This window comes from Bradyrhizobium sp. Ai1a-2 (assembly GCF_000426245.1).
Taxonomy (GTDB): domain Bacteria; phylum Pseudomonadota; class Alphaproteobacteria; order Rhizobiales; family Xanthobacteraceae; genus Bradyrhizobium.
This window is the reverse complement of record NZ_AUEZ01000043.1, coordinates 1-13894: the sequence shown is the minus strand read 5'-3', so window position 1 is coordinate 13894 and position 13894 is coordinate 1. Positions and strand designations below refer to the sequence as shown.

Annotated in this window: 10 protein-coding genes; 8 read left to right on the top strand and 2 right to left on the bottom strand. The window is 55.4% G+C overall.

The features are described from left to right. Window position 1 precedes the first annotated feature (1 nt). On the top strand, window positions 2–604 hold the full coding sequence (locus tag K288_RS0125030) for a hypothetical protein (protein WP_027582036.1): 603 nt from the start codon (window positions 2–4) through the stop codon (window positions 602–604). 122 nt (window positions 605–726) lie between these two features. Here the strand turns inward: K288_RS0125030 and K288_RS0125025 are convergent, their stop codons facing one another. Then, window positions 727–2607 carry a hypothetical protein gene (locus tag K288_RS0125025; RefSeq protein WP_152535663.1) on the bottom strand — a complete coding sequence of 627 codons (1881 nt, stop codon included), beginning with the start codon at window positions 2605–2607 and terminating at the stop codon, window positions 727–729. Between the two features lie 112 nt (window positions 2608–2719). Beyond that, a complete protein-coding gene (locus K288_RS0125020; RefSeq protein ID WP_027582034.1) occupies window positions 2720–4441 on the bottom strand; it encodes a VPA1262 family N-terminal domain-containing protein in 1722 nt (573 codons plus the stop codon). A gap of 396 nt (window positions 4442–4837) precedes the next feature. Between K288_RS0125020 and K288_RS46465 the strand changes: the two genes are divergently transcribed. Genes K288_RS46465 through K288_RS0124980 form a run of 7 tightly spaced genes read left to right on the top strand, consistent with a single transcriptional unit; the run spans window position 4838 to window position 13091 of the window. Beyond that, window positions 4838–5896 (top strand): site-specific DNA-methyltransferase, encoded by a 1059-nt coding sequence (locus tag K288_RS46465; RefSeq protein ID WP_084799724.1) that lies wholly within the window; start codon window positions 4838–4840, stop codon window positions 5894–5896. Further along, on the top strand, window positions 5889–6839 hold the full coding sequence (locus K288_RS0125010) for a DEAD/DEAH box helicase family protein (RefSeq protein WP_027582033.1): 951 nt from the start codon (window positions 5889–5891) through the stop codon (window positions 6837–6839). The genes K288_RS46465 and K288_RS0125010 overlap by 8 nt, the downstream gene beginning before the upstream one ends. Continuing rightward, window positions 6818–7987, top strand: coding sequence for a helicase-related protein (locus K288_RS55525; RefSeq protein WP_027582032.1), 1170 nt, complete (start codon window positions 6818–6820; stop codon window positions 7985–7987). The genes K288_RS0125010 and K288_RS55525 overlap by 22 nt, the downstream gene beginning before the upstream one ends. Beyond that, window positions 7980–8198: a DNA modification system-associated small protein gene (locus tag K288_RS0125000; RefSeq protein WP_027582031.1), complete on the top strand. Its 219-nt coding sequence runs from the start codon at window positions 7980–7982 to the stop codon at window positions 8196–8198. Before K288_RS55525 ends, K288_RS0125000 begins: the two co-directional genes overlap by 8 nt. Continuing rightward, window positions 8195–10180 (top strand): AAA family ATPase, encoded by a 1986-nt coding sequence (locus K288_RS0124995; RefSeq protein ID WP_027582030.1) that lies wholly within the window; start codon window positions 8195–8197, stop codon window positions 10178–10180. The genes K288_RS0125000 and K288_RS0124995 overlap by 4 nt, the downstream gene beginning before the upstream one ends. Beyond that, window positions 10177–10563 (top strand): hypothetical protein, encoded by a 387-nt coding sequence (locus K288_RS0124990; RefSeq protein WP_027582029.1) that lies wholly within the window; start codon window positions 10177–10179, stop codon window positions 10561–10563. Before K288_RS0124995 ends, K288_RS0124990 begins: the two co-directional genes overlap by 4 nt. Continuing rightward, window positions 10560–13091 carry a sigma factor-like helix-turn-helix DNA-binding protein gene (locus tag K288_RS0124980; RefSeq protein WP_084799723.1) on the top strand — a complete coding sequence of 844 codons (2532 nt, stop codon included), beginning with the start codon at window positions 10560–10562 and terminating at the stop codon, window positions 13089–13091. The genes K288_RS0124990 and K288_RS0124980 overlap by 4 nt, the downstream gene beginning before the upstream one ends. Window positions 13092–13894: the final 803 nt, after the last annotated feature.

Here is a 13894-nt window from a genome sequence, read left to right as displayed (position 1 = left end):
TATGCTGATAAGCAACGACGAGGAATTGACGCGCGCGGTTGCTCAAGTCGATGAGTTGATCGAATCGATTCAAAGTTATTGCGGTCGCGAAAACAGAGTCGATGCGAAGATCAAATTTCCCCGCGGTGTGATGCGTACAGCGGAAAGCTATCGGGTTCGCATGCCCGATTATCTGGATCGAGAGAAGAAGAGCAATTGCGCCTACGGCTTCATGTTCCTCGACGTGCTTTGGTGGTTGAGCGTCCGTACCGATATATCCAGTGTCGGAAGGCAAATGGTCTTGAAATCCGCCATTGTGACGCTTGGGATGATCTTGGAGGCTTGTCTATACGTTCCCGGCCTGCCTAAGACCAAATATCTATCCAATTTGAGTAATTCTGGCGCGAAGGATAGAGTCGTGAATGCTCACAAGCGAGGCTGGCTGTCGGACGCCGAGCGCGATGCTCTGAAGCAGCTTTGGGACCACCGGACCAACGTACACCAGAAAAAGATCCAGACAGATAGCGAATTGGACCTCTATACGGTCGAGCATGTGAATGCGCCTCACGCCGCTCTTGCAAATCTGATGGCAAAAATGAAGCAGTGGAACGGAAAGGACGGTTGAGCTGACGGCCCCTATCTCAAACATGATCCTGGCGCGGGCACACAACGTCAAACTCTGATCTCGGGTACATGCGCGCCGTAGAGCGGAACGGCGACATAGCTTCAGAGTGCGTCGACTGCTAGCTAGCGCTGCGCGCCGGGGCCGGAAGCTACCACGTTTTCTCGCAGGCCCTGGATTTCCTTCTCAATCGCCGCGAGGATGGCTACCCACGCTTGGTTCCATGCACGCGCGTCATTCAAATGGCGAGCCGTTAGCCAAAAGCGATCAATCATCCTCAGCAAGTCTTGACCGGCGCACAAACAAACCGCCCTGTCGAGAAGTAACATGGGACACCCAGCTTGCTTCAGGGCAACAATGATCACCATGAAATCGTTGCTGATCCCAACGTAGGGAGCAAGTGCGCCGGCGAGTGCGGCGGGTGCAGGCGAGGGAGCCTCGAGAGCGTCGACCAATTTATCGGCTTCTGTGAATATCTGTGGCCACCATAAGAATAGGCTAGCGACAGCATCGGACCAAAAATCGCGACCGAGGCGCGGTTCGACTAGTATCGCTTCGCGGAAAACGCGTTCCACCGCGAGCCACATTTCGCCAGCATTGACACGCGGGACTTCAGGATTTGTCACCAGAGATTCGATCGCGCCGAGCCCCCATATTCCCATAATCTTGGCAGGCGTAGAGCTGGTTTGTGTCTCGGCGCGCCATGAACGTTCGCGCTCAAACCGTAGCGATGACCAGGTCTCGCCGAACCAACTGGCCGGTTGAGGAAGTGCTGCCAGAATATCGCCTGGTACAGTTCGTAAGGGGGCGCCTGGCAACTGAGTAAGCTCTTTGGTGCTAGTTAACTCGAAGCCGTCACCCTTTATCAAACCTTTCGCAATAGACTTAACGTCCCGTTCGGCAATCGTAGTCGTCCACGCTGCGACGCTCAACACAGCCACAGCGCGAAACTGGCGCTCCAGAGGTGGTGCTGCGCTGATCCAGCCATCTTGCGACCGACGCGGCGCCATTCGGCTGCTGAGCGCATGCACCAATATACCTATCCGATTGATGATTTGTTTTGGACCGTCACGCTGATCGTTACGGGGAGGGTGCAGTCTCCGACGCAACAAATTTTCAAGCCAATGCCAGGCGAGTTCAGCACCGTCCGAACGCGCAAAGAGTGTATCGAGAACCTCTCGAATGGCGTTACGAAACCGTGCAATGCCTTCGGCAAGATGTTCAGCCTGACGATCCTCGTCCTCTGGCGTCAACAACTGGTCAGTTGTCGTTCGGAGCAATAGTATTGCGGCCATTCCCGAGCATCGCCAATGGCCTTCAGCATCAAATGCGGCGTTCGCCGTCCGCAAGAGCCGAAGGACATCGTGCTGGCTGCTTAATAAGGCCTCGCTACTGAGACACTGGCTCACTAGCGTCGGATGAGGCAGCCGGTCAATCACCATCAAAAAGCGTTCGGGAGCAGCCCTTCGTAGGATCTCGAAGGCGTCGCTCGATCGGAAGAGCATTGGCCAACGCTCAGCTTCCCAAATCTCCTGGAAACTTCCGCCTCGCGCGAACTGCTCTATGGTCGAAGCCGCGGAGGGGCCCCGCGGCGAACTCTCGATCACGGTATCAGGCGCTTCGCTTGCCATTGTCGCGATCTCAACAAGGCAAGAAGTAAACCGGTCGAGCAAAACAGGATCCCGCGCCAACGTCTCTCCCGAGGAATCCGCAAAAGTCTCCCATGAGAGATTGTCGACCGCCGCAACGAAATGGCCGATCCAATCGAGCTTGCCAGGTCCATGGGTTGCATACGTCCGTCCGCCCGCGACTGCGAGCGCATGACTGATTAAAACCGCTCCATCCGGCTCTTTGCCTTCCTGGTCCTCGCTCTGCCAGGACAGCGCCTCGGATAGCCCATCAAGCCCTTTCGTGGACAGTCGTTCCAGGAGGCTTAAATCGGATGGCAAAGAGCGGAGACCTTGCCGCGAATAGAGCGTGAGCCCGCGCGCCGCTAGCTCGGCCATCCAGCCTTCGCATAGTATGACGGCTGCTTCGGCCTCGTCACGCTGTTCGAGCCAAGCAGCCAGTCGCAAGCGTCGGTCACGCTGATGGTCGTCAAATGTGCGTGGGGTTGTACTAGCCACGTTGCGGCTCCGAGAACCCCGTCTCGACGATCCAGTCTGCGAGTGGCTTTGACTGGCTCAACGCGCGTTCGATCGCCGCAATGACAACGCTTGGCTCGTGAACCCGGCTTATCAATCCGATTCGCTCTCCGAGTTCATTGAACGATGGTCCCGATGCCCAGACTGTATCGTCGGTTACCAAGAAGCGATCATGAAAAAGCGGCTTCTTCGAACCCGGCATCACGAACACGTTTGGAGCGCTCGGACCAAGGCGGCTCTCAATGTGTCGAAGTTGGCCGAGCATTTGCACGCCTGGCGGCACGGACGAGGCGGTCTTTTGGTCAGCGCAGGAGCCCTCTGCAGCATCTTCTGAGCGGACGTTGCGTAGATGTGGAGCGCCCGTCAAAACCGTGACATCTACGCCGTCACGCGTCACCCGAAGCGCATAGTTCTGAAGCTCGCGGACACCAAAATCCGGATCGACAAAAACGACGCGACGCGTCGCATGAGAAACAAGGCCTGCCACATAAGACTCGGCCTCGCGCCGCATCCGGGCCAGATCGTCACCCGTCAGCTCGTCCTTGTTAGCTTCGTGGACGCCAAACAGCTGCTGAGGCGCGGACTGCCGAGCGATCCGGCCTTTGCGTACCTCTTGCAGCTCGACGACCCGGATCGCACCGGAGCGAGGCAAGGCTTCTCCGACCTGGACGCTGCCAGCGTCCGTCATGCGGCCTGTCTTGTAGCGCGATGCCGGCTTGCGGCGCCCTCCGGCGGGCACCTCAACATCGAATACCTTATTGACCAAGCCGAGACCAATGTTGATTTGCTCCATCCAATGAGTTGGTGGAATCATGCGAATGAGCCCCCGGCTGGGGCAAACGATTGCGAACCCGGTCTCACTGACCGGCTCTGCGAAGTCCTTGAGGGCGAACCCGTCGCGATCGAATGATGTCGGCAAGATCTCGGTCCAGCCGGCAGGGCGCCGCTGCAGCATTACCAGTTGGAGAGCCTCGGCGTCGGCATCAGGATAGTTGTTGTAGTGGCGCCGATGCGCTTGAAAGACCAGTTGCTCCGACCCGCCGGCTTTTCGATCGCGGGTAAAATGAGCGACACCAGAGAGTAGCGGATCAGGGGCGACCAGGGAGAGGCTTGCGACCCACTCCTCACGCTCGAACGGATCGAATCCAGCATTCTCAGCAAGCCATTCTCGTGCGGCGGAGCTTGACCGGAGCCTTAGCACCGCCTCTGTTGGATCTTCCATAGGAACCAATCGGTGAATACGAGGGCCGCCATGCCATTGTGCGGAGAATGGGACAGGTTCGCCTACACAAAAGCGGCCCAGCGCCGGCTCGACACCAAATGGAGGCGCATTGATCTCAACCGTCGGCGCCGCCTGCGGGATGATTACGCACCCTCGGGCGGCTTCTTCATACCAGGCAAGGGCATCAGCCGTAGCCATGGGCAGAGCTGATGCCGCTAGCGTTACGTCGCCGCCAATATTGGGAACAGTCCACGGCTTCTGACCGGCCGCAAAGCGCTTCGGCACCGGGATATCGCGAGGAAACAGCTCGACATATCCGAACAGCAGATATTGCTTGCCACCGGCGCGCATCGTTACCAGCCTTATCAAGGCGCCATGATAGTCCGTGGTGACGTTCGGCCATCTTGACGCCAACTTGGACGAGCTGCACGCAGCGATGTTCTCCGCTGAAACACTGTCGTCGGGGTTGTCCATCTCGTTCTCCAATCGTCGAACTTACAGAGTGCGCAACAGGCCCTAGGCAGGTGGGTTGCGCGCAATGGCATACTGGCTCAATGAGGGCGGACAGTCCGTTGCGGGTGTTTGGTGTAGCCAGCAGAGGACACTGGAGACTGGCCTTGGAGAGTTCAAGCGGTTCAGCCGCGCGAGACACCCGCCCGCGGTTCGCCGGACGGGAACGGGATTCAGGTGGGCGTTTTGCCGATAAACGCAATTATTTCAATACTTTAGATTAAGTCTCGGGTGCGTGCCCGGCACGATTTTTAAGGTGGACAGTCCAAAAGGAGCATTACGCGAGTGGCCCGTTTGGACTACAACTTTCGCGGGGTCTTGTTAGGATTGTTGGGTAGGCTGTTGGGGGCAGCTCTATGAATGATTGAGAAAAAGCCGGGAAACGGCGTTGGCGGCGAGCGTAGTCAAAAGTCCAAGTTCGGCAAAGTCGCATATCGGACGAAACTCGGCAGGATGCACGTGGGCAAGATCGAGGACGTCCTAGACGTTCCCTCAGTGTCCGCGTTGCGTGGGCAGGTGAACTTAATTTTCACGTCCCCCCCATTTCCTCTTGTCAGTAAGAAGCGCTACGGCAACGAAACCGGCGCAACCTATCTCAAGTGGCTTGAAGCGCTAGCCCCGCGCCTCTGCGATTTGCTTGCGAGAGATGGATCGATCGTAATGGAGATCGGCAATTCTTGGGAGCCAGGCGTGCCTGTCATGTCGACGCTGGGCCTTGAGGCGCTGCTTGCGTTCAAAAAAGCAGCCAATCTGCATCTGTCGCAGCAGATTATATGTCACAATCCTGCGCGGCTGCCGAGTCCAGCCCAATGGGTAAATGTTAATCGTGAGCGCCTGAAAGACTCGTTCACTCATGTTTGGTGGATGTCGAAGACAGAGCATCCAAAGGCAGATAACCGAAGAGTTCTGTTGCCCTACAGCTCTCACATGAAGGGCCTTTTGAAATCGCAAAAGTACAACTCAGGAACGCGGCCGTCCGGTCATGTGATTTCTAAAAGTGGTTTCTTGAAGAATCACGGCGGCGCGATCGCTCCAAACGTGATCGAAGCAGACGAGAGCGCCGGCCAATTGCCTTCAGCTCTTATGAAATTCTCCGGGACTTCGTCCGATGCCAAATATCAGCAATATTGCGCCAAGCTGGGCCTCGAAGCGCATCCCGCCCGGATGCAGATGGGGCTTGCAACCTTCTTCATCGAATTTCTCACCCAGCCGGGCGACACGGTATTCGATCCTTTTGGAGGGTCGAACACGACAGGCTTCGCGGCGGAGTCTTTGAAGCGGCAGTGGGTGTCGGTCGAAGCAAGAGAGGACTACGCAAGAGGGTCGAGAGGTCGCTTCCTGCGAGCTAAAGAACCAACCAAGAAAGTTGTTAAGAGCAAGAGCATCAAGAAGTATTCGCGGGCGGGTCGCCATGCCTGACTTCGTCGAAACGCTTCCCGAACCTCGGTTCCTTGGCGATCTCTCAACGATCGCCTTCAAAACAGAATATCGGTCCTTGAAGGAAGCCCCTGCGACGCAATTCTATCGGCCTTGTCTGCTGAACGCGATCATATACAAACGCGCGGTGGGCTATTTCCGTTCCTCAGTGTTTCTGGTTATCGGTACGAGCATCGTTGAGTTTGCGAGGCGTGGCGGCAAAATCAATCTTATCTGCTCACCCGAGCTTGAGCCGGATGATATCGACAGCATCGCCGCCGGATACGCGCGTCGCAGCGAAATCATTGAGAAGCGATTGATTTCGGACATCGATCGGCTGTTGGCGGAGCCCAGCACCTCTTACCAAGCGCAGATCTTAGCGACCCTTATATCGGCCGGCAATCTTGATATTAAGCTTGCGTTGCGTGCCGATAGAAAAGGTCTGTACCATGAAAAGATTGGTGTCTTCCGGGATGGCATTGGCAATGCGGTAAGCTTTAAGGGGTCGGCAAACGAGACGTGGTCAGCTTGGCATCTACATGGAAATTTTGAGTCCATCGAGGTGTTCTGTAGCTGGCGGGGGGGGCTTGAAGAAGCCCGCGTCCGGAATCACGAATATCATATTGACCATCTGTGGTCGGGTAGCGACTCGGACGTCGAGGTTTTCCCGTTTCCGAGTGGCGCTTTAGATCATCTAAAAAGAGCTGCGCTTAGAGGGCTGGATGCGGTGGAAGATATTCCATTTGAGACGAATGCACGCTCTGCGCTACCACATCAGGCGAGCGCGCTGGACGCTTGGGCCGTTCACAACTATCGAGGCATCTTCAAGCACGCTACGGGTAGTGGAAAGACCTTTACTGCGATCTTGGCCATCCGCGAGCAAGTTGAAAAAATCGTCCCGCAATTGTCCTGGTCCCAAGTCGGTTGCTGCTCGCACAATGGGTAGACGAACTACGCCATGAGATCCCGAACGCGACGCTAATGCTCGCGGGTGCGGGGCATACAAAGTGGAAAAGCCCAAGCCGCCTTGAAGGGATGACGAGCCCGAATGAAGGCTTCGGAGGGCGCGTAACTCTCGCGACGATGGCTACAGCGGCGAGCGACGCCTTTCGAATGCGCGTCGCGCAGGGTGAGCATCTTCTTCTCGTCGCCGACGAGGTTCACCAGATAGGCAGTTTGGAGAATTCCAGAATTCTTGGCCTTAACACCGGGCTTCGGCTTGGTTTGAGTGCAACGCCGGAGAGATACGGTGATCCAGACGGAACACACAGGGTCCTTTCGTACTTCGAAGGAATCATCCCGCCACCAATCACTCTCATGGACGCCGTGCGAGCGGGCCGGCTAGTTCCGTATGAGTATTTTCCTCATCCGGTCAGGCTGTCGGCGGAAGAAGCCGAGACGTGGCGTGAGGTTTCACATGAAGTCACACTTGAGGTCGCAAAGCAGAAGACTGATTCAAGTGGAAAGAAGCCGCTTACTGAGCGCGCGAAAATGCTGTTAATCAAACGCGCTCGGATTGCAAAGAAGGCCCACGCGAAAGTTGATCTGGCACGAAAAATTCTGCGCGAGAATTTCAACGCGGGTGAGCACTGGCTGGTTTATTGTGAAGATGCGGATCAGCTCGGCGCAGTCTTAGTGGCTTTGCGGGCTGATGGCTTGAGTCCGACGGAATATCATTCCTCCATGACGGGTGATCGCGACGCGACGATGGCCTGGTTTCGTACCTTCGGCGGCATTCTCGTCTCAATCCGTTGCCTAGATGAAGGCGTTGACATTCCCTCTGTAAGTCACGCGTTGATCCTTGCCTCGTCTCAAAATCCTCGTCAATTCATTCAACGTCGTGGGCGTGTCCTGCGCACGGCCCCTGGCAAGACGATCGCTGTCGTGCATGACGCAATCGTAGTGCCGATACATGTAGACGACGAACCCGAACAGGCGGCGCTCTTGCAGTCCGAAATGTCGCGCGCGATCGAATTTGCGCATACTGCAATCAACAAGATGGCAGCGGCCGAGTTGAGAGCTATCGCAGCAGAGCTTGGGTTGGACACAAGTGCGCTAGAATTTGTAGGCGTTGAGGAAGAAGATAATGGCTAACGACGATCTGCCTTTGGTCACACTTCTCGCCGTTCAGATGGATGTGGCGCCTGATGTTGACCGGCACCTTCTGCGAACCTGTTACGAGCTTCAAAAGAGACATCAATTTGATCGGGACCGGGGAGCGTCGGCTCAAGCGATGGAGCGACTGATAGAAGACGAAGTAGAGCGTATCGTTGCCCGTGGTGGCTCTAGCGAGGTGCGGAAATGAAGCTGCACCACGTCACGATGAACAACTTCATGCCTTACAAAGCGAAAGCGCGTCTTGATTTCCCCACGGATGAACAGCGAAATGTAATGCTGGTCTTCGGCGACAATATGCGCGGAAAAACCAGCATCTTGAACGCTTTGCGCTGGGGCCTCTATGGTCGCGCGTTAGGACGCCACTCATTAGAGATTCCCCTCCACGAAATTCTAAATAAGGATGCGGCAGCTGAAGGCGATTGGACCTTCGAGGTTCACATTGAATTTGAGGCCAACGGTCAGACCTTCGACCTCCGCCGTCGGGCCGACAAGCGCGCAATGGTTGCGATTCCTCAGAGGCCGGAAGATTTTCAAGTCCAAGTTCATTTAGCGAAAGACGGAATTCCGGTTCGCGGCGATCAAGTCGAGCCAGAAATCAATCAAATAGCCCCGCAACAAGTGTCGCGGTTCTTTTTATTCGACGGCGAGTTATTGCAGGAATACGAAACGCTGCTCATCGAAGGAAGCGAACAAGGCCAGCAGATCAAGGAGGCGATTGAGGAAGTTCTTGGTGTGCCAGCGCTTATTCGTGGTCGGGATGAGCTCGGAGCCATTCTGAAGTCCGCGCGGAAGGCGCAACAGATGGATTTGAAGCGCGTGCAAGGCCTGGACGCGCTTGCGCAAGAGCAGGCCAATCTGACCGCTCGCCAAGATGCACTGGAAAAAGATCTTCAAGCCCTTGTTGCCCAACAGGAAACGGTGCGTGGGGATCGGGTCAAACTGGATGACGAAATCGAGGCATCGCAATCGGTATATCAGGCAAAGATAAAGCTCGACGGTTTGTTGGATCGGAAAAAATCTGTTGAGCAGTTTCAGGCGCAAAAGCGCACTGAGCGGCTGGAGCTGTTGTCGGTGGCATGGAAGGACCTTCTCGAAGTGAAGGTTGGGGTCCGCCGCGAACAATTGGAAAAGGAGCGCCAGGAGCTGACCCGTCAGCTGGGCAATAAGAGCGTTACCGAGCATCGCGTGAATGTGCTGGAGAGTCTTGTTAGGACTTGCGAGTGCCCTACATGTCGGCAGCACATTGAAGAGTCGCGACGGGAGCAGATGGCAGCGGAGCTTGGTGCGTTACAGGGGGAATTGCAGAATTGGCGCGACAGCACACAGGCACTCCAGTCTGTTTCTGCGCAGATAGACGCACTGAACAAAATTAGGGGCGCGAATGTTCGCGATCGGGTGGCTGCGATTGAGACCGACATTCAGAATTACGAGGTCGAGCTAACGCGAGCGGAAAATGAAATTGAACGCTTGCGCGATGAAATTCACGGGTATGATACAGTCGATATTGTGAGGAGACGGGCTCTTCGGGACGAGAAAATAAAGGAGGAGGGCCGCTTGCAACAAGATGTGGCCAACCGAAAAAAGGATATCGATAAAATCAAGGGTGAGCTAGCCGTCGCCCAGAAGACCATTGAGGGAATGTCGCAAGCGCGGACGTTACGCAGCACTACAAAGGCGCGGCTTTGCGAAGATATGGAATCGATCTTTTCGCAAAGCATTGAACGACTGAGGGATAAACTGCGTGAGACCGTGCAGGCGCGAGCGGATGAAGCCTTCCACAAGATGACCACGCAATCGTCATATCGCGGATTAGAGATCAACGGAAATTACGGCTTGAGCATCATTGATGATCTAGGGCGTCGGGTAACCGTCCGGAGTGCTGGTGCGGAGCAGGTTGTTGCTCTTTCCTTGATCGATGGCCTCAATCGCACGGGCCGCGCAGCAGGACCTGTTGTGATGGATACGCCGTTCGGGCGATTAGACCTGAAGCACAGGGACAACATTCTCACCTATCTGCCCAGCGTGACAAGCCAGTTTGTCCTGTTGGTTCATAGCGGTGAAATCCGTCCAGAGACCGACTTAGCCGCGATTGCGGCCCGCATTGGATCTGTCTACGCGATCAAGGAAGTCAATGCGCGTCAATCCATCATCGAGAGGGAGACGCTATGAGTATCACGGAGCCAACGATGATTGGCCTGTCGGAGTCCACTCACTTGAAGTTGAAACGCCTCAAGGAGGAAGGACATTTTCGGGAGATGGTGGACGGTTATCGCTTCGGGATTGGCCTTGCGTTGGCGCAAGGTATCCTTTCTCCACCCGAGATCTCGTCAACCACGACAGTGTTCAGCGTAGCAACGCTCGATCCCGATCAGACGTTGCGCCGGGGAATTGAAGCGATCGTTGGAGATAAGCTTCAAGGCAAGTCGGTTTATCGATTAGCGGAGCGTCTAGCCGATTGGGGCATACAGGAGCTAGCTCGGGAAGCGGAGCGCGGAGAAATCAACGTTGTTGGATTGTTTGACCAACTGAAGTTGACGGACTCGTCTTCATGACGAGCTATATTCGAGCGTTTTTGATGCTCCGAACTGATGGCGGCGTTTGGACCGTTTCAGTCTATCGAAGCATTGAAGAGGTGCTTGAAGCTTGGCGAGTGCGCTCCGATCCGGAAGGCGCTACCGGTGTTCTGCATGTAGGATTTGATAGGCCGGCATCGCCAGTATTTGAGGATATTGCGGAACAGCATCCTAGACGGATGTTGCTGACTGCGGCTGCGAAGTACGCGTTGCCTCGGGGGTTTGAGGCTTCGCATAGGCCTGTCTGGGAGGCTGCTGGTCTTCCGATCTACGTTGCACTACGCGGGTGGGGTTACCTCGAGAAAGACGATTTCGTTCAGGTTGCGAAGAACGGAGAGCCGTCGCTGCCAGCGCCCGAAGGATGGATTAAGGAGTTCGTTTCACAACATCCAGAGTTTTTGACAAATTTGGTGCGCATTGGGATCACTAACGAGGAGAGCTATCTCTCCAATGAAAGCAAGCTCGACCATTTGGCGCGGTTTCATGCCGGGCTTTTTCGTTATAGGGCTTTGGTGAAAGCCAATGCTTTTGATCCGTGCGAAGTGGCGCGCGCTTCGCCGCCTTGGTTGCTTGATCGGCCGTTCAGCACGATAGATCTCAGCGTCCGGGTCTCGAACGCCTTCACGAACGCACATATCGAACGACCGAGGGATCTCCTTTCCTACGATGGCGACGCGTTGCTTCGGCTGCAAAACTTTGGTCGAAAGTCGCTTCATGACCTCTATGACGCACTGTTAAGGAGCCTTAATGAGGGCCCATTCGACCCCAGCCAAAAAATCGCGGAGGCCTCTCTTAAGACGTTGCTGGAAGAGATCGACCGCTCCCTGTCTATTCTCGACGAACGTGAGCGCGACGTTGTAACGAGACGTATGGGGCTTAAAACAAATGCTGAAACGCTCCAGGAAATTGGGGAACGCTATGAAATAACGCGGGAGCGAATTAGGCAGATCGAAGCCCGCGCTATAGAGAAGATGTCGAGAACTGCGTTTTGGAGTGATTTGGTCGGCATCAAACTAGAAGCCGTTCTTCTGGGACGCGAATTTCCGATGCCGGTCTTGGGGCTGGATGCTGTGGATGGCTGGTTCGCGGGCATCGGGAACTCTCCGGCGGTGCTCCGGTTCATCTTATCGAATTTCTGTGAAGCCCGGTTCTCCCTCGTCGGGATAAAGGACGTTGATTACGTCGGTCGAATAACCGACGAGGATTGGTCGCGGATCGATCGCGAGGCTCGCCGGTTGCTGGCTAGCGGCCCGGAACAAAATTGGTCAGAGCTTCATTGCCGAACCTTAGTAGGCAGTTTACTTGATGAGCCTCGGCGCGAATTTCGTACGCTGCTCTGGCAAAGTGCGTCGGCTCTCTGCCACTTTGTCGACCAAGGTGACAAAGGCCGCGTGCTAGCGAGCTACGGCCGCGGGGCCGACCAGGTAGTAGAGGCCGTACTTTTGGATGCTGCCGAACCGCTCCATTATTCGGAAATCGCGGACCGTGCTCGAGAGCGGTCAGGACGGGAAATCGATCTGAGGCGAGCACATAACGCAGCTGCAGCAATTGGAATCTTGATGGGGCGCGGCACCTTTGGCCTGGAACATCACCTACAGATCACGAGCGAGATGCGCCGCGATCTTCGAGACAAACTGGAAGAAGTAATTCTTTCCGGTCCTGACAATCGCCAGTGGCACGCCTCCGAACTTCTTGCGCTCGTCGCTGACAGCGATGTGATTAACCTGGAATGCTTGGACAAGTATGTGATCGACTATGTCCTTTCAGGGTCGTCAGAGCTGCGACGGCTGGGGCGGATGACCTGGATGAAGGCAACGTCTGCGACGGCTCGCCTCGACGTCCGGCAAGCGGTAACTGCTTTATTGCAGAATGCAGCGGGACCTTTAACGACCAACGAAATCCGCCAGCGTCTCGTGGCTGTCAGGGGTATCGGGGATCATTTCCAGATTTATTCGTCGGAATTGATTGTACGAGTTCCTAGTACTCGCTGGGGGCTCAATGATCGCGATATCGCTTTGAAAAAGCCGGACCAACCAGCATTTCTTGATCGGCTTGAGACTTTGCTGAGGGTGCGGGAGAAGGGGATACATATTTCTGAGATTCAGGAGGTCATTCAAAGGGACATAGCCGGGATTCCCGAAATGGCGCCAGAAACCGTTTTCTCGTTAGTTGTCCAAGATGAGAGGCTCAAACTTGCGGCTGGTGAGTACCTTTATCTTGCCGCTTGGGGTGGTCCAAGGCGCGAAAGCCTGATGGAGGCTGTACTTCAGTCTTTGAAGTCGAGCAGGACACCTCTCACTACCGACAAAATTGTTCGCGAAGCGGAGCATCGGACAGAGCGAAGGTGCGATGAACGAGCGGTGGCTTCCTGTCTGCGCGCTATTGAGGCTGAATTCGATGCAACTACGGGCACATGGATGCTCGGGTCTTCATTCGCGCAGTCGGACGAGGAAGAGGAACCGCTGCCGTCGCAGACACGCCTACCGTCAGTGTGGCGTTTTGCCTAGGTGGGCGAAAGCAATTTCTCCCAAGCGCTGTATCATCGAGTAATCAGCTTATTGTCTACTCTAAACTGGAAGTGTTGGATGGTGCTTGCAAGATCAGTCCTGAAAGTGCTCTTCCCACGATCCCAAGATATTGCTCGGATAGCGTGAGTCGGGTGTCATCGGACATCTGTAAGAAATGCGGTCAGAATGATTTCGGCTACTGGCGATCGTCCAGTGGCAACCGAAACGGGCGCTACTGCCGAGCTTGCCGCCGCCAAAGAGCGGCGGCCTACTCTGCCAGGAAGAAAGAAAACGGAGGCTCGCACACGCGCAAAGAATGGCTTGCGTTATTGCAAGCCACAAAGGAGTGTCCGGCCTGTAAGGTTAGTTGGGAGGAAGTTCCGTCCAGGCCCGACAAGCGTTACAAGAACCCTTGGACCAAGGATCACAAGATTCCGCTGCTGGCTGGTGGACGTGACGATATTCAGAACATTCAGCCCCTTTGTTATCAATGCAATTTCAAGAAAGCGGCTTCGAACAATTTGGCCTGAATAGGGACCGCGATCGTCCCTATCGACTTGTGTAACGCTAGGGGAAGCACACCGGTCTGGATGGGATTCACCTATGCGTCCACGAGATCAGTAGTAAGCGTAGCGCAGAGGCCCGTCGGATTGTTTGTGCGGGGTCTTAAGAGCACCGTTAGAAGAGTCATCTTCAGCAAGGGTGCTTACAATGGACGACCATTCGGATGACATAAGACGACCGTTGTCGCCGCGTATCGAAGTGTATGCTGGCGCAGGTCGCAAGCGGTGGCCGGATGATTT

What these genes read in the sequence shown, in the direction of transcription:
- K288_RS0125000 (WP_027582031.1), top strand. Translation starts at nt 7,980, where the DNA reads ATGGCTAACGACGATCTGCCTTTGGTCACACTTCTCGCCGTTCAGATG.
- K288_RS0125020 (WP_027582034.1), bottom strand. Translation starts at nt 4,441, where the DNA reads ATGGACAACCCCGACGACAGTGTTTCAGCGGAGAACATCGCTGCGTGC.
- K288_RS0125030 (WP_027582036.1), top strand. Translation starts at nt 2, where the DNA reads ATGCTGATAAGCAACGACGAGGAATTGACGCGCGCGGTTGCTCAAGTC.
- K288_RS0124995 (WP_027582030.1), top strand. Translation starts at nt 8,195, where the DNA reads ATGAAGCTGCACCACGTCACGATGAACAACTTCATGCCTTACAAAGCG.
- K288_RS0125010 (WP_027582033.1), top strand. Translation starts at nt 5,889, where the DNA reads ATGCCTGACTTCGTCGAAACGCTTCCCGAACCTCGGTTCCTTGGCGAT.
- K288_RS46465 (WP_084799724.1), top strand. Translation starts at nt 4,838, where the DNA reads ATGATTGAGAAAAAGCCGGGAAACGGCGTTGGCGGCGAGCGTAGTCAA.
- K288_RS0124980 (WP_084799723.1), top strand. Translation starts at nt 10,560, where the DNA reads ATGACGAGCTATATTCGAGCGTTTTTGATGCTCCGAACTGATGGCGGC.
- K288_RS0125025 (WP_152535663.1), bottom strand. Translation starts at nt 2,607, where the DNA reads ATGGCCGAGCTAGCGGCGCGCGGGCTCACGCTCTATTCGCGGCAAGGT.
- K288_RS0124990 (WP_027582029.1), top strand. Translation starts at nt 10,177, where the DNA reads ATGAGTATCACGGAGCCAACGATGATTGGCCTGTCGGAGTCCACTCAC.